Source organism: Pseudoalteromonas sp. SR44-8 (assembly GCF_014163635.1).
GTDB classification, from domain to species: domain Bacteria; phylum Pseudomonadota; class Gammaproteobacteria; order Enterobacterales; family Alteromonadaceae; genus Pseudoalteromonas; species Pseudoalteromonas rhizosphaerae.
In genome coordinates this window covers 64862-85236 of record NZ_JACJDS010000016.1, presented here as the reverse complement: position 1 = coordinate 85236, position 20375 = coordinate 64862, and the positions used below count along the sequence as shown (strand labels likewise).

The window sequence follows — 20375 nt, the reverse complement described above, 5'->3', positions numbered from 1 at the left end:
CATTTACGTGCATTTCTAACTCGTAATAGGAAAAGTTCATGGCCAAACAAACCATCACAGTGATCAAAGGCGACGGCATCGGTCCGAGTATTATTGATTCAGCCCTTGAGATCTTAACAGCCGCAGGGTGCGATTTTGATTATGAATTCGTTGATGCAGGTCTTGCTGCCTTAGAAAAAACCGGTGAATTATTACCACAAGATACCATTGATACTATTGCGCGTAATAAAATCACTCTTAAAGGCCCACTAACAACTCCTGTTGGTGAAGGTTTTACTTCAATCAATGTAACATTACGAAAGCAGTTTGGTTTATACGCCAATGTGCGCCCAGTAAAATCATTTGTTGGCACCAAAGCTCGTTATGAAGACATTGATATCATCACGGTACGTGAAAATACGCAAGGTATGTATTCAGGTTTAGGCCAAGTGACATCAGAAGATGGCAACGAAGCACAAGCAATGTCTATGATCACCCGTGAAGGTGCTGAAAAAATTGTTACTTTTGCCTACGAACTAGCCGTGCGTGAAGGCCGTAAAAAAGTGACAGCGGTTCACAAAGCTAACATCTTAAAATCAACTTCAGGTTTATTCTTAAAAGTAGCTCGTGAAGTTGCGGAACGTTATCCTGAAATTGAATCAACTGAAATGATTGTTGATGCAACCTGTATGAAACTGGTAATGAGCCCTGAAGAGTTTGACGTTATCGTTACGACAAACCTGTTTGGTGATATTTTATCTGATCTATGTGCTGGTCTAGTAGGCGGCTTAGGTATGGCACCTGGCGCTAACATCGGTGAAGATGCAGCAATCTTTGAAGCAGTTCATGGCAGCGCACCTGATATTGCTGGTAAAAACTTAGCAAATCCAACCTCTGTTATTTTGGCATCTATTCAAATGTTAGAGCATTTAGAAATGGGCGAAACTGCAGAGCGTATTCGCAGTGCTGTAGCTGACGTAATTAAATCGGGTGATCGTACCACTCGCGATTTAGGTGGCAGTCACGGTACTACTGACTTCACACAAGCTGTTATCGACCGTTTATAAACCAAATCTAGATTATTAGCATTATAATAAAAGCCAGTATTTACTGGCTTTTTTGTAACTTAGTTTATGCTTGCATCTTTGTTCGAAAACTGAGCGGTAGCAGTAACAATAACCAAAATAGACTTCCACCGCTGGAGCCTGAACTGGCAACTTGTTTTTGCACTGTTACAGTAAGCTTGCTAGCAGGTAAGGTGTTTTTTATGCCATTTTCAGAGGTATCAGTCACGGTCAGTGTCACCACATAACTTCCCGCTTGGCTATAAGTGTGTGTAGGATTAGCCTGTTGGCTTACAGCATTGCCATCTCCAAAATCCCAGCTGTAAGTGTAATTATTAAACCCGCCTTTGGTATCACTGTTAAAATTAACCAGCAAATCTTTTGCACTGTAACTGGCCTGTGTTGTAAGTAATACATCTGCCGACACTTGGGTTGCAAAAGACTGCATAGCGCCATTTGCATCAGTTACAATAACGCTCAAGGTATAATCGCCACTGTATTCATAGCGGTGGTTAATGCTCTGCCCTTTCGCAGTTGAGCCATCACCTAATTGCCATGCATAGTCATAAGGTGCTTGACCACCTGATACAGTGACTTTTGCAGTTACATTGCCTTTCTCTATATTGGTATCCACACTGGAAATTGATAGCGGCGCAGTAAGCACAAAAGTCATCGATTCTTGAAACTGCTGCCCTTGTTCATTAGTACGAGTAAAACCCACAGTGTAACTACCATAATCGGCAAATGTATGACTTGGATTCAATTCATCACTGCTTTGGCCATCCCCAAACTGCCAGTTAAAACTATCGGTTGGGGTCAACGCCATTCCTTTAATTTCAAAACTCGCTTCGAGATCATTAGTAATTACATTGATCCCAGACTGTGGTGTATAGCCTAAATTCAATTCAATTGAGCTATTATTAATCGCTTGCTCAACAATAGAAAAACTAAAACCAAACTGTGAAACTTTTACACCAGAGGCCGGTTGCGTGGCAAAACTGTAATCATTATTATCATTAAACTCAGTGATTGCTGCTAACTGCGTATCGCCTAAACCTTGGCGCTGATCATAAAGACTAAAAGCAGCATCTCTTAACTGAATCGTAGTACTGGCAGGTACGCTGCTGTTACCTTTTGCAATGGCATTTTGATCGGCATCAACAACCAGTATAAACCCTTCGCCAATATGCTCAGGAGTATTATTATCTGTATACTGTTCATTAGCAGACCAAAGTAATAAACCCGGTGAATACTGCTCAACTTGTAAACCACTATCAATTCCTAAATAACTACGTAACTGTAAATAGTAATTGTGTGGTTTTGTATAGATGTGATCCCCCACTCGGCTAAAGCCATCAAGTTGTGCTTGTGTTGACTGCTCTGCATTATCTTGCCAAACGAAAGTATCACCTTGGCTAATGGTCATATCATCAACAACTAGACCAAAATAATGAGTATAAGTGTCCGTTTTATAGTTAAAACTAAGCGTAATTGTTTGACCAGCATAAGCTGATAAATCAAAACGATGCCGTAAATAATTATTCGGCTGCTGAGCGTCATTTACTGAACTTGAAGACCCTGTTATATATGGACCAATGTCTCCATAAAATGGATTAACCGCTTGGGTATATTGCGACGCAATAGGTTGGGCGTTTACTAATACTTGAGCATAATCATAATGCGCTTCAATGCTGTAATAAGCACTTAAATCAAGATAAGTAGGCTGCGTACTTGCAGGTATATTAACTGTAAATGTCATACTTTGTGAAACATTATCGCCACTGCCAGAGTAATATTGCAAGTGCCCTTCTACCGCTTGATAAAACGGCTGTAAATTAGTTGGCAGGGTGATTTTCAACTGGTTTAATTCAGTTGATACCCCACTACTATGGCGAAGTATTTGCTGTTGATTGGTATCGATTTCGTCTAACGATATCGTCGTTTGATTAAGCCAGTTTCCTTGATAACGGTTTTGTAAATATTCGAGTGCATAAGGACTGAACATCACCGGCTGTGAACCGCTAGGTGAGCCTGCCCAACTACCACCAGACATAACTGACCATAATGCCACAGGCTCACCAAGCGCACTGCCGGTTAAATCATATTCATCAGGCAAACCTAAGTCGTGACCAAACTCATGTACCACCACACCAATACCAGCGTCGATAGGATTGATAGTATAACCAAATAAACGAATACTACTGCCATCAACCGCACTTGGCTGATTGTTTTGATCGTACACATAAAAACGATGTGACCAAATTGCATCAGTACCCAATATACCACCACCGGCTTCCTCACCTATACTCGAGTGGAAAATCATAACATGGTCAATAATGCCATCAGGTTCATTGGTGATCCCATCACCATCACGATCATCCAAATCTGTTAAATCATAATCGGCTAAATTAATATTAAATTTGGCTACGGCTTTTTCTACCGCTTCATGCACTAAACTTGGTGCATCAATATCATTATTTCCCCCTTGGCGAGCCCCATAACTTTTCGCATCATTATCGGCTGTTACCCAGCCATAAACTTGACCCGTAAATGCTAAGCTTTCCCCTGAGGCTTGCTGATAATATTGATATGCTGTTTGCAAAGTTTGCTGCTGAGGTCCTGAGTAACCATCAGTAGCGAATAACATTTGTTGGTAATGCTGCTGACTATAGCTTGAGTAGTACATATCGCTGTCAGCTGCGGCTAAGCCATTATCATCATGAGGTAAGTCAGGAAAATCAACCAATATAGCCAACACTTTTACGGTATTTTTTTTCGAATTAGGTAACTGCGAAGACACAATCGCTAAGCGCTGAGCCATTTTTCGTTGTTGAGTTAAAACTTGAGGGTTTAGTTGCCGACGTGAATGCACTGATCCACCACGGCCAATATAATCAGATAATAATTTATCATTCGCTATTTTATCGTCAAGCTGCCCGCGTTTATCTAACCAATATAAAATTCGCTCTTTATTAACGACACCAATATCAGTTGGGCTACTATTTTGTGGTATTGCCACACTATGTTGACTTAACAATACCAAAGTCAGTGCACATAACAATTGTGAGTATTTCACAGGATCACCTATCAACAACTTCATAAAGATAATAATAGCTAATAATTTATATACTTACATTACAGTTATAGGTACACCTTGAATACCCCAACAAATCAAAAAGCATAATTTCTTTATTTTCCACGGTTAATAATGCGATCTAAAGCAATTTTTAAGTAGAAAAACAATTAATTTGGAATTTTAATGCAACATTGCCGTTTTGGCTGTTGACATTAGCTGGCAAAACCTTTAAAAATAAGGCTATTGAATTAGTAGACTTAGTGTGTATTTGGCTATTACGGCGCAATAACTCATTAAAATTTACATAACAAATACCGAGAAGAAAAATAACATTATGAAATATCAATTTCACCTAGTCACTGTACTCGTACTGGTCTTAGTTTTAAGCCCAGCGGGGATGTATTAGAAGGTGAAATAGCTTTTTAAAAACCCCCGCCCTAAGCGGGGGTTTTTTTATGCATTTAAATTATACGGTAATTGCACAGAATAAATGGGGAGTGCGTGCAATAGCACATTATTACTCATGATAATAATCAATCGGTAACTGGCACACAGAGGAATGAGGATGAGTACACAACAATATAATGGCTCCGAACTAGTTGTTCAGGCATTAAAGGCATTGAAGGTAAAATATATATTTGGCTACCCCGGTGGCTCAGTATTAGATCTTTATGACGCATTATTTCAGCAAGATGATGTTGAGCATATTTTAGTTCGTCATGAGCAAGCAGCAACCCATATGGCTGATGGTTATGCACGTGCCACAGGTGAAGTGGGCGTAGTATTAGCAACATCAGGTCCAGGTGCGACAAACTGTATAACGGGGATCGCTACAGCCTATATGGATTCTATCCCTATGGTAGTGCTATCCGGTCAAGTGCCGACTAACTTAATTGGTGATGATGCATTTCAAGAAACCGATATTGTTGGTTGCTCTCGGCCAATCGTAAAACACAGTTTTAACTGTCGTAGCGCAAAAGATATTCCTAAAATTTTGGCTAAAGCATTTTATATTGCAAGTACTGGACGCCCAGGTCCTGTGGTCGTAGAACTGCCAAAAGATATGTTAAACCCTGCACTTAAATTTGATTTTGAGTTTCCAGCAACCACAGAGCTGAGAACCTATAGTCCAAATACCAAAGGCCACCCAAAGCAAATTCGCAAAGCCGTTGCCGCTATTTTAGAAGCTAAAAAACTGGTCATTTACTCAGGCGGCGGGATTATTATTTCTAACACTTCAGAGCAACTGACTCATTTGGTTGAATCACTCAATGCACCAATAACTAATACCTTAATGGGATTGGGGGGTATTTCCGGTGTTCACCCTAATTTCGTTGGTATGCTAGGTATGCACGGGAGCCTTGAAGCAAATAAGGCGATGGCAAATGCCGATGTGATCTTAGCTCTGGGCGCCAGATTTGATGACAGGGTAACCAATAACGTGAAGAAATTCTGTCCCAATGCGACGATTGTTCATGTTGATGTTGATCCAACCTCTATTTCAAAGACGATCAAAGCTCACATTCCAGTCGTCGGTTGTTTATCAACCGTACTTGAGCAATTACAAACAGCCATAGATAAAAGTCCAATCAAAATTGATCGTAGTGCTCAAGAAGATTGGTGGCGTCAGATCATTAGCTGGCGTGAACAAAAATGTTTAAGCTACAGCACTGCGGGCGATAAAATAAAACCTCAGGCCGTCATTGAAGCAATTTATAAAGCCACCAATGGTGATGCCTATATAAGCTCTGATGTAGGTCAGCATCAGATGTTTGCGGCGCAGTACTACCCGTTTAAAAACCCGCGCCAATGGATCAACTCAGGGGGTCTTGGCACTATGGGCTTTGGTCTGCCAGCGGCAATGGGAGTGAAACTTGCCTTCCCGGATAAAGAATCAGTGTGTGTCACCGGTGATGGTTCGATTCAAATGAACATTCAAGAACTTTCGACATGTTTACAATATAACTTGGCTGTAAAAGTGGTGTCACTGAATAATCGCTCTCTGGGTATGGTGCGTCAATGGCAAGATATGGTCTATGGCGGTCGTCACTCATCGTCGTATATGGAATCGTTACCTGATTTCGTCAAACTTGCTGAAAGTTATGGCCATGTCGGTATTCGCGTTAATACTCTTGATGAACTACAGCCCGCAATCGATAAAGCCATGTCGATCACTGACCGTTTAGTGTTTTTAGATATTCTTGTTGATGAAAATGAACATGTATACCCAATGCAAATTAAGCTTGGAGCAGTTGATGAAATGTGGTTACGTAAAGGAGTGAAAGCATAATGCGTCGTATATTATCTATTTTACTTGAGAATGAACCAGGGTCATTATCGCGTATTGTTGGCCTATTCTCACAACGAGCTTATAACATTGATAGTTTAACAGTTGGCACAACAGACGATCATTCTTTATCACGTATTACTATCACTACCATGGGTGATGACCGTGTGGTTGAGCAAATCACTAAACAGGTAAATAAATTAGTTGATGTATTAAAAATTATTGATCTAACTGAAATGGCGCATATTGAACGTGAGCTGCTATTAGTAAAAGTATTCGCTCAAGATGAAGCTAAGCGAGCTGCAGTAACACGGGTGGTAGATGTATTCCAAGGTGCTATTTTAGACATGGGTCGCAACAGCTACACATTGCAGCTTGTTAGTAGCACAGATAAAATTGAATCGTTTTTAGATACCTTACGCCATGAGACTGACATAATTGAAGTTGTACGCTCTGGTGCGGTAGGTATTGGCCGCGGTGATAAAGCACTAAAAGCTTAAACCTTAGATTAATGAGCAGATACAAAAAAAGGGCTAATCAGCCCTTTTTTATTTAACCAATCTAATTGATTAAGGATTAACTTGATCTTTAAGACCTTTACCTGCTTTAAAGCTTGGGATAGTTGCCGCTGAAATTTGGATTTCGGCACCAGTTTGTGGATTACGGCCAGTACGTGCAGCACGCTCTTTTACAGAGAAAGTTCCAAAACCAACTAGTGCAACTGAATTACCTTCTTTTAAAGAAGAAGTAACAGCACCAGTGAATGCGTCAAGTGCGCGTGTAGCTGCTGCTTTAGAGATTTCTGCATCAGTAGCGATTTTTTCAACTAATTGAGCTTTATTCATTTGTTAAATTCCTATTCGTTATTATTTTGCCTTCGCAAAACCTATCTTTATGCATTTTTTAAGTATTGGCAACAGCAAAATGCTTTTTTCACGTAAATTCTTAAAAAATGAGTAAATTTTAAATAATTGCCGAAATAAATATTGATTTAAAGATTAACCAACAATGAACTTAAGCACTATTTAGTAAATCAATATGGTAATTTGTTGATCAATCAACTTTTTCGATAACTAAGGTTACTTCCCCAACCTCAATGCCAAACTTATCAATTGCTGTACGGTTAATCAAGCGTGATTGTGTTACCAGATACATCCAATCATCTAAATTAACTTCAATGGTGTCATCTCCATAAGGTAGTTTTAGGGTATATTGCCAATGAAAAACACTGCCATTACTTTTCCCTTTCGCGATACCTATGACATCACCTGCAGTGCCAGTTAAAGTATTGTCTGCATTGAGTGTTATGTTCCACACTCGACGTTGAGTTTCACCGTCATCGTAAACAAAATCTTCCTCTATAACACCGTTATTGCCATCCCAGCTCGCATTCATGTCAACAACCATCTTACGGGTTAATTCACCTTTATAATCTTGGACAACGCCGTAGGCTTTCAATTTGCCACTAAAAAATTGTTTAAAATTAAATTCTGGCTGACTTCCTTGGTAATACTCAACATCTGGCGCAGCACAACTGCTTAATAAAAATGTGCAACTAAGTAAAAATAATGTAGTAATTCGCTTCATGTTATTGCCCTATTAGTTGTTTTCGCATTTGTGGCTCAGAGGTATCGGCGTCAAGCCAAATAGCTAAGAAGTTATCCGCAAAACCATTTTGCTCTATAGCCCCTAACTTTTTACCATTAAAATAAAATGTGCCAATACCATTTTCATCCGTAATGAACGATAGCGATTCACCTTTTTTGATATCTGGCCAAAGCGCAGCTAACTGTGCATCGTATTTACTAATAATCTCTTTTTTACCCAAATGCTGCCATTGTTCGTTTGTCGCTTTGATTATGTCCTTTGCAGCAAAATCGCGTAAATAGGTCAATGTCAGTTTAGTGGGGTGATTACCAAACTGATAGGTCCCAGATGGGGTTGCTAACTGCGCCTGATAGACATCCCAAAATAGATACTCAAAACGAGCCTCACCGACCACTTTAAAATCAGCTGCAAAGCTTCGGCTGCATATCAATACAATTAAAATGATTAGCCCTTTAGTTAATCTTGCTATCATTACCGGACTCCAAATTTCTAAGTTAAATAGTTACACCTGTATGCTCATTTGTGTTCAGAAACTAACAGGTACTTTTTGCTGTATGTGTTTATCATCCTGATAAAATTAAACATAAACGACCAAGCTAAACCATATATAAGCCAAAATTGCCAGACTACAGGATGAACCTCTAACGCCCCAAAGCGTGCACCAGCAATATAACTTGCGGGGGCAAAAACCGCACAGAGCAACAGCGCTAAATACCAAGGCGTGCGATGCAAAAATTGCATTGACGTATTGATGGTTAAGAGTAAGGCACACCAAAGTAATACAAACCACAATGGAAAGGGCGATATACTAAAAGATAAAAAGCCAACCTCAACCATCAAATATTCAAAGCTTAACGAGATCATTAAGCCATAGCACAGTAACAGCATATCTTGTTGCTTTTGTTGCGACAGACATAACATCACTATAATGATTAATAAAATCGGTATAATAGCGCGCTGCTCAAGGAATAATGCTAAAAACCACACTCCTTGAAACAGCAAAAAATTAATAACTGAGCGCAATGTCATCACTTGAATGGTTAAAACGCGGTTTACGGGCAACTAAATGCACTGTACTGGTTACTCGCGCCCTAAATGCGCCTTCACAGTAAGCTAAGTAAAATAACCATAATCGATAAAAGCGCTGGTCGAACTTAACTTTGTCGATTTCTGGCCAGCTTGCGATAAACCGTGTGCGCCAATCAGCTAAGGTTCTTGCATAATGAACGCCGATATCGTTAATACTGTGTACCACCATGTCTGATTGACTTTTTATTTGCTTATTCATTTCATCAATACACGGTAAACAACCACCAGGGAAGATATACTGCTGAATAAAATCAGAATTTTTCAGGTAATGTTGATAGCGTTGATCAGCAATTGTAATTGCTTGGATCAGCATTGCACCACTGTCTTTGAGTAAGTCATTACATTTTTTGAAAAAGCTGGGTAGGTATTCATGACCAACCGCTTCTATCATTTCTATTGACACTAGCTTATCATAACTGCCTTCGAGTAAACGATAATCTTGTTTCAATAAGGTTATCTTATCTTCAAGCCCCAACTGGGTAATTTTTTCTGCCACAAACGCATGTTGCTCATCAGAAATAGTTGTAGTAGTAACGTGGCAGTCATAATGTGTTGCAGCATGAATGGCAAACGCTCCCCACCCTGTGCCAATTTCAATAACAGTTTCACCGGGTTGTAAATCTACTTGTTGGCAGATTAAATCAAGCTTATGGCTTTGTGCTTGCTCAAGAGAAGCATCTTTTGATGGGTATACAGCGCTTGAGTAAAGCATTTCAGTGCTTAAAAATGATGAATACAACTCATTGCCTAAATCGTAATGAGCAACAATGTTTTTCTTTGAACCTTGCTCAGAATTTTTGTTTTTACGGTGGTTTATTCGATTGTAAAGATTACTAATAAATGCAAACTTACGTTCAAATTGGTCCAGTTGAGCCTGATTAATGGCAAAAATTTCAATCAACTGAGTTAAGTTAGTACATTCCCACTGGCCTAAAATATAAGCTTCGCCAGCTCCGACACTGCCAGAGAGCGCAAATGCTTTATACATTGCCGGATTATTGACAACTACTTTAGCCTGTAAGTGACTTTGAGGATCACCAAAGTGTTGAACGTCGTTACCATCAACTAGGGTAATTGCGCCAACTTCAATGCTATCAAACGCACCAATAACTAACTTTTTATACAGCTTACTTAACAAGCTACTTGATGCGTTATCAGCTAAACTGGATACTTTTTCCATCTCATGACCTTCATTATTTTAGCTTATCAATTCTTGCCTGAGTGACCTAAAAAAGGCACTCGCTTACAAAATAGTTTAAACGCCTGTACGTAAATTCCTTTCATCACAGTGATGGTCATGGCAGGAAAACGTTTCAGTAACGCAGTAACCGCAGCACGACTGAGTGACTGGCGTTGTAAACGCAAACTGGCAGTAAATAATAGCGTATTATCTTTTTTATTTTCTATATGGATCATAGTATTGTGCTTTGTTAAACGCACTTTCCAGTGGTAATCCATATCTAAACTCATAAATGGTGATACGGAGAAAGCCTTTTTAAAGTTCACTTTCTTGTGTAAATCAACCAAGTAATAGTGTCGCTCGTTCCAGGGGGTATTACTCACTTCAGCAACCATATAGGGAAAATCGCCATCAGCCGTTTCATAGAAGAAAAAGTTAACTGGGCTAAAATACACCCCAAAACAGCGCAGCTGTCCGAGCATATAAACATTACTAAACGGAGCAGTAATCCCCAGCTCGACAATTTTATCAATTGCTCGTTGTTTGATTGGTTGTTGAGTATCTAAATCACGATTAAGATAATCGGATTGTTTAAATTTAAGTGCTTTAAAGCCTGTTGTTCCAAGCCAAGGGTGAACACCATCAAGTTGCTGAGGAGCATTAAGATCAACCCACATCATGTACAACTGATAATTAAAGCTATGCGCTTTAATTGCTAATCGGTGATGACGAACATCACCGATTAAAAGTGCACTATTCAAATTCAACCCCAAGTTTGCGAGCAACATCTACAGCGCTTTTCACGCCGTCTTCGTGAAATCCGTTATACCAATAAGCGCCACAAAAATAACTGTTATTGGCTCCATCAATAAGCTGTTTCTGTTGCTGAGCAGCAATAGACGTTTTATTGAATACTGGATGATGATACGTAAATTCTCGGAGTATTTTAGTTTTATCAATTCCCTCGCGGTGATTAAGCGTGACACAAAATTGCGTTTTACTTGTTATGCCTTGCAAAATATTCATTTGATAAGTTACAACAGCAGCTTTATCAAGATTATCGGTAAGTAGATAATTCCAACTGGCCCATGCGGCTTTACGTTTTGGCAACAAAGCAGTGTCAGTATGCAAAATCACTGAATTTTCAGTGTAGGGAATGGCTGATAAAATTGCTTTTTCATCTGTGCTTGGGTTTTCAAGTAAAGCGAGAGCTTGATCAGAATGACAAGCAAAAATAACTTTATCAAATTGCTCAACGGTACCATTTTTCAATCGGATCAACACTTGCTCTGGGGTGCGAAAAATAGACTGTATATCCGTGTTCAATTTTATTTTATCTTTAAAACCACTGATCAATGGATTGATATATTCCCTTGAACCACCGGGAATAACATACCACTGCGGACGATTAGTAATATCTAATAAGCCATGATTGAAAAAGAATTTTACAAAAAACTCAACGCCAACATTACTCATTTCTTTAATACTTGTTGACCAGATAGCCGCGCCCATTGGCAAAATATAATGGTAACGAAAAAAATCATTAAAACCATGTTGGTCGAGCAACTGACCTAGCATCTGCTCACTTTGGTAGTCGTTGTCATGATATAGTTTTTTACACAACGTGTTAAAACGCACAATATCACTAAGTAACTTCCAAAAACGCGGACGAAATATATTGCGCTTTTGAGCAAACAAACTGGCAAAGGTGTGGCCATTATATTCAAAACCAGTTTGCTGATTATGCACACTAAAACTCATTTCTGTCGGTTGTCGTTCAACGCCGATGCGCTTTAACAGCTTTTCAAAATAAGGGTAAGTGCGATCATTAAAAACAATAAAGCCAGTATCAATAGCACGCTTAACACCATCAACCTGTATATCTATCGTTGCGGTGTGCCCACCAATGTAGTTGTTTTTTTCAAATACCGTAATATCATACTTTTTGTGCAACAAATGCGCGCAGCTTAATCCTGCAATTCCAGAACCTATAATTGCTATTTTTTTCAACGACTTAATCCTTTTGCAAGCATGAGCCAAATTGGCAGCGGCAACATGCGTAAACATTTTAAAATAAGGGTGAAACGATAAGGAAAATGCACCTCTTTGCGGCGCTTAGCGACCCCTTTGATAATATAATTTGCCGCTTTTTCTGCAGTAACTGCCATTGGCATTGGAAAATCGTTTTTTTGAGTCAACGGTGTTTTAACAAAGCCTGGGTGCACTAAGGTTACGTCAATATCAGCTAAATCAATGGCTAAACTTTTTGCTAAGTAACTGACCCCAGCTTTTGATGCGCCATATGCTTCAGAGCGCGGTAACGGTAAATAAGTTACGCTTGAACTGACAATCACCAACTGACCACCGGACTTTATCCTCGGTAGTAAAGCCTCAAGACAGTAACCCATCGAAAGCAAATTAGTAGTAACAACGCGGGTAAACAATGCACTGTCAAAATTACGCGCATCATCGATATACTCACAATTGCCAGCATTAAGAATAACGCGATCAAATTGCGTATAAGCAACAGTGCTACTTCGTATTGCTTGTAAATCAGTAGCGTCAAACTGACAACTTTCAATATTCGTTAGTTGCGCAAGTTCGTTTAGTTTTTCTTGGTTACGCCCACAAGCGATCACTGTGTCCCCGGCTTGCGCATACAGTTTCGCAAGTTGTTCACCAATACCTGATGTTGCACCTGTTATAAGCGTGATCATTATTCCGCTGCCTTATTATCTATGTATTTAATAATTGAACCGAGAATAGGGATATGTCGATAAAGTAATGCACCAGCATCAAAGTAGTCTTTATGAAGGCTGATTTTGTCACCAGTAAATGTTAACTTGCTATGGCCTGCTACAGCTATTTGCTGGCCATTACTAAGCTTTGGATGGCGATAATACATAGTCCAGTAAACAAAAGCATTATCGCCTACACTAACAGCATCACTGATATCAAACGTGCATTCAATAACATTGCTATAAAGTTTAGCAAAATATTGATGTAAGTCAGCTAAACCATCGACTTCATGCAATGGATCAGAAAAGTGAATGTCTGCAGCATAAATATCACTCAGTAAATGTAGATTTTCTTTACTTAGCTTTTGGTATATCGCGATAAATTTATCTGTTCTGTGGTTGCTCATATCATACCTTAAATGCATCAAGCGCTCGTAAGCGAGCGGTTTTATGATCAACGATTGCTGGCCAATAAACTGCTTTTGCTTTGCCGCTTTTCGCTAAATATTCATGTGGAAAATGAATTTGCTTATTCGGCACATTTTCCAACTCCGGTATATATTTACGAATAAAATGACCATCAGGATCAAATCGCTCACTTTGAGTAATCGGGTTGAATATTCTAAAGTATGGCTGGGCATCGCAGCCGGTACTTGCAGCCCATTGCCAACCGCCATTGTTAGACGCTAAATCGCCATCGATCAAATGCTGCATAAAGAAACGTTCACCTTTACGCCAATCAATTAACAAGTGTTTGGTAAGAAAACTGGCAACCACCATTCGTAAGCGATTATGCATCCAGCCAGTTTGAATAAGCTGCCTCATAGCGGCATCAACAAGCGGGTAGCCTGTTTTACCTTCACACCAAGCAGTAAAATCAGCCTCATCAGTTCGCCACTTTACTGGGTCATATTTCTCATTAAAGTTGTTATATTTATTAAGTTTTGGATAAGCCACAATTAAATGACGATAAAACTCACGCCACACTAACTCGTTGACCCAAGTAAATAAATTGCTTTTAGAGCTACTTAAAGCATCGACATATTGTTGCTGTACAAGAGCAATTAATTGCTGAACGCTGACAATTCCTAAAGCTAAATACGGACTTAAGCCTGATGTGCCTTTAATACTTGGAATATCTCGCTGATCTTTATAGCTGAGTAATTTATCGCTGATAAAGCGGGCACAGATTTGACTTAATGACGCATCATCAACTGGCCACTTATGTGAGGAATCGTCACCGGTAAGTAACGCTGAACCTTGCCAAGGTATTGGGCTAAACATTATCGGGGGGGCTTGAAAATAAAAATGAGTATCTTGATATTGCTTTAGCCAGGCATTTTTAAAAGGGGTGAACACCTTAAACATCTCACCACTTTGATTCAGTACCGTTCCAGGCGGTGCAACCACGTCACCATCAAACAAGGTAACTGATACTTTAAGTTTATCAGCATGATGTAAAAATGCGTTATCGCGCTCTACTTCATTAATTTCATATTCTTTATTGGCAAATAACTGCGTTACTGAATGTCGCTGGCAGAACTCGCTTAACTGCTGCACACATCCTGCGTAATTACCCGCTTCAATGATATGCAAGGTGATGCCATTATCAGCTAGTAACTGACCTAAGAAGTTTAACCTTCGTTTTAGCAAATCAATTTGTATTGAAGCAACACCATGGCGTTGCCATTGTTGCTCAGTGATAAAAAATATAGCGTCTTTACAACCATTGTCGATTGCTTGATAAAGGGCATGATTATTAAAAAGGCGCAAATCGCGCCTAAACCAAAATACAGTGTTCATTAAATTCCGTAGCGTAATTTTAGTTCGTGAGGATAAGGGTTGAAGTAAACTTGCTTTGCTAAGTATTCGTTTGGATGTACTTTCAAATGATGTTTTAAGAGTGTCAGCGGTACATACAGCGGCACTAAACCTGAGCGATATTCATCAATTGCATCTCGTAGCTCTTCTTTTTCAATTTTGGATAAATGTTTTTTAAAGTAGCCTTGTAAGTGCATTAAAGTATTGCTGTTATTTTTGCGTGATGCAGGTCTTTTCAGCGCTCCCATTAAACCTGCAATATAATCGTCAGCAAGCTGCTCAAAATCATCGCCAACATAGGTGCCCAGTAAATTACCAAGATCTTTATATGCCTGATAATTGTGAGCCATTAACAAATACTTATATTGCGCATGAAACTGCGTTAACCTATGCAGGGTTGCTGGTTGTTGACGCAACAATTGCCAGTTTTTATAAGTAAACACTCGCATCACAAAGTTTTCACGCAAGTGCATATCATTTAAACGACCATTTTCTTCACACGGTAACAATGGGTTGTGAGCCATAATTTGCGCAGCAAAAAAACCCACGCCTTCAGATGTATTACCTGTGCCTGCTTCATTATATATTTTGATCCGTTCCATGCCGCAGCTTGGACTTTTAGCACAAAAAACAAAGCCGCTTAATTGTGCAGCCTGCTCTGTGGCAACTTTTTTACCATATTCTGTCAATTGTGGGCCAACATCACCACTGCCGTCAGGACGGCACACTTTAATAGTTGTGCCTACTTTAACTTGTCTAATTGTCGGTCTTGGGATCGGTAGACCTACCGCCACTTCGGGACAAAAGCGTTTATATTCAACATGTTTTGCGAATTCATCCATGCAAAAATTTGATTTTTTATGGCCACTATCAAACCGAACTTTCTCACCTGCAAGGCATGCACTTATGCCTATTTGAATAGTCGATTGCTGCATATACACTCCTAGTAAATCAAATTGCCAATTGGATTGAGTAACTTACTCAGTCCCTTCTTAAAGTGTAGAGCACTACTGACTACTGTGTAACATAAACAACCTTTTTCTGTGATCGGGGTATGTTGATGACGACCGTCGAGCCACATAAAGTCGCCAGGCACATATTGACCCTCTTCATCACTAAACTCGCCATCAAGTAATAAAGTCAATTCGAAACCAGTGTGAGTATGTTCAGGGATTTCTCCACCAGCATCAATGTGCAATAAGCTAGAACGTAACGCACCATCATCTAGATCGATACGAGAACGTGATAATTTCCCCATTTGCATAAATTTGCTATGTGAAATACGGGCAAGAGCACGGGGCAATTGATAATTTTGCTGATTAACAAGGATACTTTGAGGCGCGACCTTGTATACCTCATCAGCAGTTACATCTGCTGTAATTGCATCAATTAATGATAATTCATCAATAGCTAAATCTGTAGTTTGAGGATGCTCATCATCAGTGCCAAACACATCTACGGCATTGTTTGCTTCAATGCGTTGCACTTTTTCTTTACAGCAACTACACATATCAAGATGAATAGCGACGGCGACGTTTATACTTGCCGGTAATGACGCATTACAATACTGCGCTAATAGCGCATCGCTTGGGTGATGTTTAATCATTGCGGTCTCCCATTTCATTGCGTAATTTTTGTAACGCTAAACGTAAACGTGACTTCACGGTACCAATTGGAATGTTCAATTGTTCTGCAAGTTGCTCTTGTGACATATCTTGAAAATAAACGCCTTTAACCACATCGCGTTGAGCTTGGGGTAATTTATCTAGGTAATTTTTTATTTGTTGATTTTCAAGATGATCACTAAATTCATAGTCAGCATTATCATGTTGCTCAACTAACGGCCAAATATCTTCGCTAATATTATCTTCTTTATTACTTTTCATTTTTCTGAGCATATCAAATGATGCGTTTCGCATTACGGTATATACCCACGTTGTAGCAGCGCCTTTATCATTATTATAGAGATGTGCTTTTCGCCACACGGAAGTAAGCGTGTCTTGTACTAATTCCATCGCTTGTGCTTCTGAGTTAAATTGCTTGATACCAAAGCGTTTTATTTTTGGTGAAAAGTACGCAAATAAATAAGCGAATGCTTGTTTATCGCGATTAGCTGCAACCGCAGATAATGCATCAGCAAGTTCTTTGCTTGGCGTTTGTGGCATGGCAGTGTAATTACCTGTGTTAGGTTCACAACGTGTTGAAAGTTGTTGACTCACCATCATAATATTCCCATTAGTGTTCTTGCTTGTTCAATACGCAGGGCAACTAAATTAAGATCATATTAATTAGGAAAATTCGTTATTAATCACAGTATGAAGGAAAGAGTGAATATTCGCAAAGTCTGATTTAAAGGCAAGCTGTTGTTTTTTATCAATTGAAATAGGTAATAATTCAAGCCATCTAGCAATAACCCAGTTCAAATCATCAAAGTGTGTCTGGCGATATAAATCGGTTAATTCTGTATTAACATCAAACAACTGCTCTAAAGCAGTTACTAAATATGTATCATCGCGATCTAAATTATGGGGTTGTTCAAACCAAAAAGGCATTGTAGGTGCTGATAGCTGACCGAAACGTAGCTGCTGCTTATCTTCAGTTACATCAGTTAACTCAACTACAGATTTAGCTACCACATCAATCAGTAATTGCCCTTGTTGATCTTGTGAAAAGTCAATAATATCCACTAAGCATCCATACTTAGGAACGTTGAGATGACTATCAACATCATACTGGCAAAGAACAAATCCATGATCATTTTTAAGTGATTCTTTTACCATATCAAGATAACGAGGTTCGAAAATTCTTAACCGCGTATACCCACTTGGTAAAATAAATACAGGTAATGGAAAGATTGCACGTTTCATAAGGCTCACTACATCAGTTTAACTATGCATTACGTTACGTGCACTGCAGCAAACAAGATCAATGTTACTGATTATTACTTATCGGTATCCCCTTAGCCTATGTTTAGCCACTGCCCTACATTACGTAACAATTCAACTGATGCATACGCACTTAACAAGCTTACAACGGGTGCTAACATTAAAGCTAATAATCCTAATTCGCTGCTCATTACTTTAACCCTCAACTTTTACTGCATTGCTAGTTGCAACGAGTTGTGATGTATTTTCAGCTACACCTACTTCAGCTGATTGCTCGCTTTGCTGAGAAAACAGTTCGGTTAACATTTTTTGCGAATCACTAAACAATGACTGTTTTAATTTGCTTTGTAATTCATTACTCGTACTTTCAATGTATTGTGCAATGCTGCTTGATAGCGTTTGAGTAATATCTAATTGACCGTCATTTGCACTTGCTTGTGTAGAACCAACAACCAAAAGTGCTGCAACAGATAGTTTAATAATGCTTTTCATGATGGTATTCCCTATTGTGTTATTAAGTTAGTCGCTATTACTTAATCAAAGGTTGTGCCAACCACGAAATAAATTTTAACTAATTGTTTTTTATGCACTTTAAATCACACAAGTGCATAACCTATTGATGATGTGAATTTTAAAACCATTCAAATTGGTTAAAAAAACCAAAATATAGTCAATAAATAAGCATTGAAAGTTTCAGCGTACACTTGTACACTCAAATCCAAATTAATGTTTTATGATGAGTATGTCATGTCGGTTGAACCCGCTTATTCTAAAAAAGAAGAGCAACTTAATAGCCTGTCTCACGGCGCAGGCGTTATATTTTCATTGTTTGTATTGTGGGAGCTGATCAGCAAGACACACACGATTGAAGCAACGGTCAGTGCAATTGTTTATGGCGGTAGTTTATTGTTGCTGTTTTTATCATCTACGCTTTATCACAGTAGTAGCAGCATAGGTGCGCGGGCTTTTTATAAAAAATGTGACCACTGTGCTATTTATATTTTGATTGCAGGCACTTACACCCCTTTTTTAGTACTCTCATTAACCGGAATTTGGTCGATTTTAACGCTGGTATTTATATGGTCTTTAGCACTTGGCGGAGTGTGCTATAAATTAATGGTGAAAAAACAAAACAAAAAGGTGTCTTTATCAACATATTTATTAATGGGTTGGTTTGCAGTTGCAATTGTCTACCCGCTTTATTTAAATGTGCCAGTAAACGCACTATGGTGGTTACTCAGTGGAGGGATTTTGTATAGTCTCGGCACACTCTTTTATAGTGCTAAAAGTCGTCAATATAGCCACGCACTTTGGCATGTATTTGTGATTGCAGGCTGTGTTTGTCACTATATTGCAATCAGCCGCTATATTATTACGGTCGGTTAAATTTTTTAATTAGTCCCACTGAAATTGACGCATATTAACACGACCATTTTTAAAAATTACGCCTTCACTTTGCAGTAATTGATATTGCTTTTGGTACTGCGCTGTCCCTTCAGGAAAAGAAATTTTACCTTGGCTGTTGATCACTCTATGCCAAGGTATGCTTGAATCTTTTGGCATTAACTTTAATAACCGCCCTACTAGCCGAGCATTATTTAGCAATCCTGCCATTGCCGCTACTTGTCCATAACTGGCTACTTTTCCTGGCGGTATATTCGCCATCACAGTATAAATTTTGTCTTCTTTACTGGCTTGCATTTACGACCCTAAAAACGTTTTACTTAACTGCTTAAAATCTTGCCACACGGCTCTTGCCACGGGTCCATGATGAGTGGCATTTTGTCGGAATACTCTGATCTGTGCGCTAAACGTATTTTCTCTGTCTAGTATTTTAATTTGTTGTAATACACCACTTTCAAGTTCATTTTGACAATGCGCTAAACTCATCATTGCCCAGCCAGCTCCCGATAATAAAAACGATTTTAAAGTTGATATATCATCAATTTTCATCATGGTAGAGCCTTTTGAATACGATAAACGATCAGAGTCAAAACTCATATCACTTTCAAACATCGCTAAACAAGGAAAGTTCTGTAATTGTTGATAAGTTACTTTATCTGGCACTAATCCTGTCACACTAACAATACCAATATCGAGCTTGCCAATCGGTAAACTTTCTAAATCGCCTGTAGCATGAAACAAATCAAACCACGGACCAATCCCTAAGTCTGCTTGTCCTTTATTTACTTGCTCAAGAGAAACAAAACGTTTTCCGCTGGTTACACTAAACTCGGTGCTGGTATGTTTAACAAAAGCATTGCAAATAATATCGTTATACAGTGCTTGGTGACATAACTGCTCATAACAAATTTTGTAATTTGCTTCATTACCAAGTGCAAGTTCACTGGCCAGTTGTGCTAAATGTGCCTGAGCATCTAATAATAATGCTGCTTCGCGATGATAAATACGACCCTTTTCAGTTAATTGCAATCGATAATGGCTACGATCTAACAATTCAAAACCAAGCTCAGCTTCAAGTTTCTTAATAGCTAACGTTAAAGCTGGTTGCGATTTATACAGTGCTAAAGCAGCTTGCGACAAGCTTTGAGTGCGAACAATGGCATCAAGCATTTTTAACTGCACTAAGTTCATAATGGTCCAACTTAAAATCATAAATTTTATTTATGATCTTTTTAAAATTTAAT

The 20375-nt window shown here is 38.9% G+C and carries 22 protein-coding genes; 4 read left to right on the top strand and 18 right to left on the bottom strand.

The window, feature by feature from the left end:
• Nucleotides 1–38: 38 nt before the first annotated feature.
• A complete protein-coding gene (locus H5183_RS09990; protein WP_182718661.1) occupies nt 39–1046 on the top strand; it encodes an isocitrate dehydrogenase in 1008 nt (335 codons plus the stop codon).
• A 64-nt stretch (nt 1047–1110) separates the two neighbouring features.
• On the opposite strand, the gene H5183_RS09985 is transcribed toward H5183_RS09990, so the two are convergent.
• Nucleotides 1111–4119, bottom strand: a complete 3009-nt coding sequence (locus H5183_RS09985) for an immune inhibitor A domain-containing protein (RefSeq protein ID WP_310736580.1) — start codon at nt 4117–4119, stop codon at nt 1111–1113.
• 565 nt (nt 4120–4684) lie between these two features.
• Here H5183_RS09985 and H5183_RS09980 point away from each other — a divergent pair.
• Complete coding sequence (locus H5183_RS09980) at nt 4685–6409, top strand: acetolactate synthase 3 large subunit (RefSeq protein ID WP_145235824.1); 1725 nt, start codon at nt 4685–4687, stop codon at nt 6407–6409.
• Nucleotides 6409–6906 (top strand): acetolactate synthase small subunit, encoded by a 498-nt coding sequence (gene ilvN, locus H5183_RS09975; RefSeq protein WP_149980181.1) that lies wholly within the window; start codon nt 6409–6411, stop codon nt 6904–6906. The genes H5183_RS09980 and ilvN overlap by 1 nt, the downstream gene beginning before the upstream one ends.
• Nucleotides 6907–6975: 69 nt before the next feature.
• On the opposite strand, the gene H5183_RS09970 is transcribed toward ilvN, so the two are convergent.
• The 15 genes from H5183_RS09970 to H5183_RS09900 form a co-directional block, all read right to left on the bottom strand.
• A complete protein-coding gene (locus H5183_RS09970) occupies nt 6976–7251 on the bottom strand; it encodes an HU family DNA-binding protein (protein ID WP_145235830.1) in 276 nt (91 codons plus the stop codon).
• A gap of 208 nt (nt 7252–7459) precedes the next feature.
• Nucleotides 7460–7993 (bottom strand): DUF3833 domain-containing protein, encoded by a 534-nt coding sequence (locus H5183_RS09965; protein WP_145235836.1) that lies wholly within the window; start codon nt 7991–7993, stop codon nt 7460–7462.
• Nucleotide 7994: 1 nt separating this feature from the next.
• Nucleotides 7995–8486, bottom strand: a complete 492-nt coding sequence (locus H5183_RS09960) for a chalcone isomerase family protein (RefSeq protein WP_145235840.1) — start codon at nt 8484–8486, stop codon at nt 7995–7997.
• A gap of 44 nt (nt 8487–8530) precedes the next feature.
• Entirely contained in the window at nt 8531–9043 is a 513-nt protein-coding gene (locus H5183_RS09955) for a DUF2878 domain-containing protein (RefSeq protein ID WP_182731597.1), read from the bottom strand.
• Nucleotides 9021–10283: a cyclopropane-fatty-acyl-phospholipid synthase family protein gene (locus H5183_RS09950; protein ID WP_182731596.1), complete on the bottom strand. Its 1263-nt coding sequence runs from the start codon at nt 10281–10283 to the stop codon at nt 9021–9023. The genes H5183_RS09955 and H5183_RS09950 overlap by 23 nt, the downstream gene beginning before the upstream one ends.
• A gap of 26 nt (nt 10284–10309) precedes the next feature.
• Nucleotides 10310–11044: a DUF1365 domain-containing protein gene (locus H5183_RS09945; RefSeq protein WP_149980176.1), complete on the bottom strand. Its 735-nt coding sequence runs from the start codon at nt 11042–11044 to the stop codon at nt 10310–10312.
• Nucleotides 11037–12293 carry an NAD(P)/FAD-dependent oxidoreductase gene (locus tag H5183_RS09940; RefSeq protein ID WP_182718655.1) on the bottom strand — a complete coding sequence of 419 codons (1257 nt, stop codon included), beginning with the start codon at nt 12291–12293 and terminating at the stop codon, nt 11037–11039. The genes H5183_RS09945 and H5183_RS09940 overlap by 8 nt, the downstream gene beginning before the upstream one ends.
• The gene (locus tag H5183_RS09935; RefSeq protein ID WP_182731595.1) at nt 12290–13000 is read right to left on the bottom strand and encodes an SDR family NAD(P)-dependent oxidoreductase; all 711 of its coding nucleotides are present in this window, start codon (nt 12998–13000) and stop codon (nt 12290–12292) included. The genes H5183_RS09940 and H5183_RS09935 overlap by 4 nt, the downstream gene beginning before the upstream one ends.
• A complete protein-coding gene (locus tag H5183_RS09930; protein WP_145235859.1) occupies nt 13000–13428 on the bottom strand; it encodes a nuclear transport factor 2 family protein in 429 nt (142 codons plus the stop codon). Before H5183_RS09930 ends, H5183_RS09935 begins: the two co-directional genes overlap by 1 nt.
• 1 nt (nt 13429) lies before the next feature.
• A complete protein-coding gene (gene phrB / locus H5183_RS09925; protein ID WP_182731594.1) occupies nt 13430–14824 on the bottom strand; it encodes a deoxyribodipyrimidine photo-lyase in 1395 nt (464 codons plus the stop codon).
• Nucleotides 14824–15777 carry a DUF523 and DUF1722 domain-containing protein gene (locus H5183_RS09920; RefSeq protein ID WP_182731593.1) on the bottom strand — a complete coding sequence of 318 codons (954 nt, stop codon included), beginning with the start codon at nt 15775–15777 and terminating at the stop codon, nt 14824–14826. Before H5183_RS09920 ends, phrB begins: the two co-directional genes overlap by 1 nt.
• A gap of 8 nt (nt 15778–15785) precedes the next feature.
• A complete protein-coding gene (locus H5183_RS09915) occupies nt 15786–16448 on the bottom strand; it encodes a ChrR family anti-sigma-E factor (protein ID WP_182731592.1) in 663 nt (220 codons plus the stop codon).
• The gene (locus tag H5183_RS09910) at nt 16441–17064 is read right to left on the bottom strand and encodes a sigma-70 family RNA polymerase sigma factor (protein ID WP_145236307.1); all 624 of its coding nucleotides are present in this window, start codon (nt 17062–17064) and stop codon (nt 16441–16443) included. The genes H5183_RS09915 and H5183_RS09910 overlap by 8 nt, the downstream gene beginning before the upstream one ends.
• Before the next feature lie 66 nt (nt 17065–17130).
• Entirely contained in the window at nt 17131–17709 is a 579-nt protein-coding gene (locus H5183_RS09905; RefSeq protein ID WP_145235874.1) for an LON peptidase substrate-binding domain-containing protein, read from the bottom strand.
• Between the two features lie 213 nt (nt 17710–17922).
• Nucleotides 17923–18219, bottom strand: a complete 297-nt coding sequence (locus tag H5183_RS09900; RefSeq protein ID WP_145235879.1) for a hypothetical protein — start codon at nt 18217–18219, stop codon at nt 17923–17925.
• Nucleotides 18220–18474: 255 nt separating this feature from the next.
• Here H5183_RS09900 and trhA point away from each other — a divergent pair, with 255 nt between their 5' ends.
• Complete coding sequence (gene trhA / locus H5183_RS09895) at nt 18475–19113, top strand: PAQR family membrane homeostasis protein TrhA (protein WP_145235882.1); 639 nt, start codon at nt 18475–18477, stop codon at nt 19111–19113.
• A 9-nt stretch (nt 19114–19122) separates the two neighbouring features.
• Here trhA and H5183_RS09890 read toward each other — a convergent pair whose 3' ends face one another.
• Together H5183_RS09890 and H5183_RS09885 are read right to left on the bottom strand one after the other, a co-directional pair.
• Nucleotides 19123–19428, bottom strand: coding sequence for an MGMT family protein (locus H5183_RS09890; RefSeq protein WP_145235885.1), 306 nt, complete (start codon nt 19426–19428; stop codon nt 19123–19125).
• Entirely contained in the window at nt 19429–20322 is an 894-nt protein-coding gene (locus tag H5183_RS09885) for a LysR family transcriptional regulator (protein WP_145235888.1), read from the bottom strand.
• Between the last annotated feature and the right edge of the window lie 53 nt (nt 20323–20375).

Excerpts from the sequence above, each read along its gene's own strand:
- H5183_RS09990 (WP_182718661.1), top strand. The coding sequence starts at position 39 with ATGGCCAAACAAACCATCACAGTGATCAAAGGCGACGGCATCGGTCCG.
- H5183_RS09980 (WP_145235824.1), top strand. The coding sequence starts at position 4,685 with ATGAGTACACAACAATATAATGGCTCCGAACTAGTTGTTCAGGCATTA.
- ilvN (WP_149980181.1), top strand. The coding sequence starts at position 6,409 with ATGCGTCGTATATTATCTATTTTACTTGAGAATGAACCAGGGTCATTA.
- H5183_RS09970 (WP_145235830.1), bottom strand. The coding sequence starts at position 7,251 with ATGAATAAAGCTCAATTAGTTGAAAAAATCGCTACTGATGCAGAAATC.
- H5183_RS09965 (WP_145235836.1), bottom strand. The coding sequence starts at position 7,993 with ATGAAGCGAATTACTACATTATTTTTACTTAGTTGCACATTTTTATTA.
- H5183_RS09960 (WP_145235840.1), bottom strand. The coding sequence starts at position 8,486 with ATGATAGCAAGATTAACTAAAGGGCTAATCATTTTAATTGTATTGATA.
- H5183_RS09955 (WP_182731597.1), bottom strand. The coding sequence starts at position 9,043 with ATGACATTGCGCTCAGTTATTAATTTTTTGCTGTTTCAAGGAGTGTGG.
- H5183_RS09950 (WP_182731596.1), bottom strand. The coding sequence starts at position 10,283 with ATGGAAAAAGTATCCAGTTTAGCTGATAACGCATCAAGTAGCTTGTTA.
- H5183_RS09935 (WP_182731595.1), bottom strand. The coding sequence starts at position 13,000 with ATGATCACGCTTATAACAGGTGCAACATCAGGTATTGGTGAACAACTT.
- H5183_RS09930 (WP_145235859.1), bottom strand. The coding sequence starts at position 13,428 with ATGAGCAACCACAGAACAGATAAATTTATCGCGATATACCAAAAGCTA.
- phrB (WP_182731594.1), bottom strand. The coding sequence starts at position 14,824 with ATGAACACTGTATTTTGGTTTAGGCGCGATTTGCGCCTTTTTAATAAT.
- H5183_RS09920 (WP_182731593.1), bottom strand. The coding sequence starts at position 15,777 with ATGCAGCAATCGACTATTCAAATAGGCATAAGTGCATGCCTTGCAGGT.
- H5183_RS09915 (WP_182731592.1), bottom strand. The coding sequence starts at position 16,448 with ATGATTAAACATCACCCAAGCGATGCGCTATTAGCGCAGTATTGTAAT.
- H5183_RS09910 (WP_145236307.1), bottom strand. The coding sequence starts at position 17,064 with ATGGTGAGTCAACAACTTTCAACACGTTGTGAACCTAACACAGGTAAT.
- H5183_RS09905 (WP_145235874.1), bottom strand. The coding sequence starts at position 17,709 with ATGAAACGTGCAATCTTTCCATTACCTGTATTTATTTTACCAAGTGGG.
- H5183_RS09900 (WP_145235879.1), bottom strand. The coding sequence starts at position 18,219 with ATGAAAAGCATTATTAAACTATCTGTTGCAGCACTTTTGGTTGTTGGT.
- trhA (WP_145235882.1), top strand. The coding sequence starts at position 18,475 with ATGTCGGTTGAACCCGCTTATTCTAAAAAAGAAGAGCAACTTAATAGC.
- H5183_RS09890 (WP_145235885.1), bottom strand. The coding sequence starts at position 19,428 with ATGCAAGCCAGTAAAGAAGACAAAATTTATACTGTGATGGCGAATATA.
- H5183_RS09885 (WP_145235888.1), bottom strand. The coding sequence starts at position 20,322 with ATGAACTTAGTGCAGTTAAAAATGCTTGATGCCATTGTTCGCACTCAA.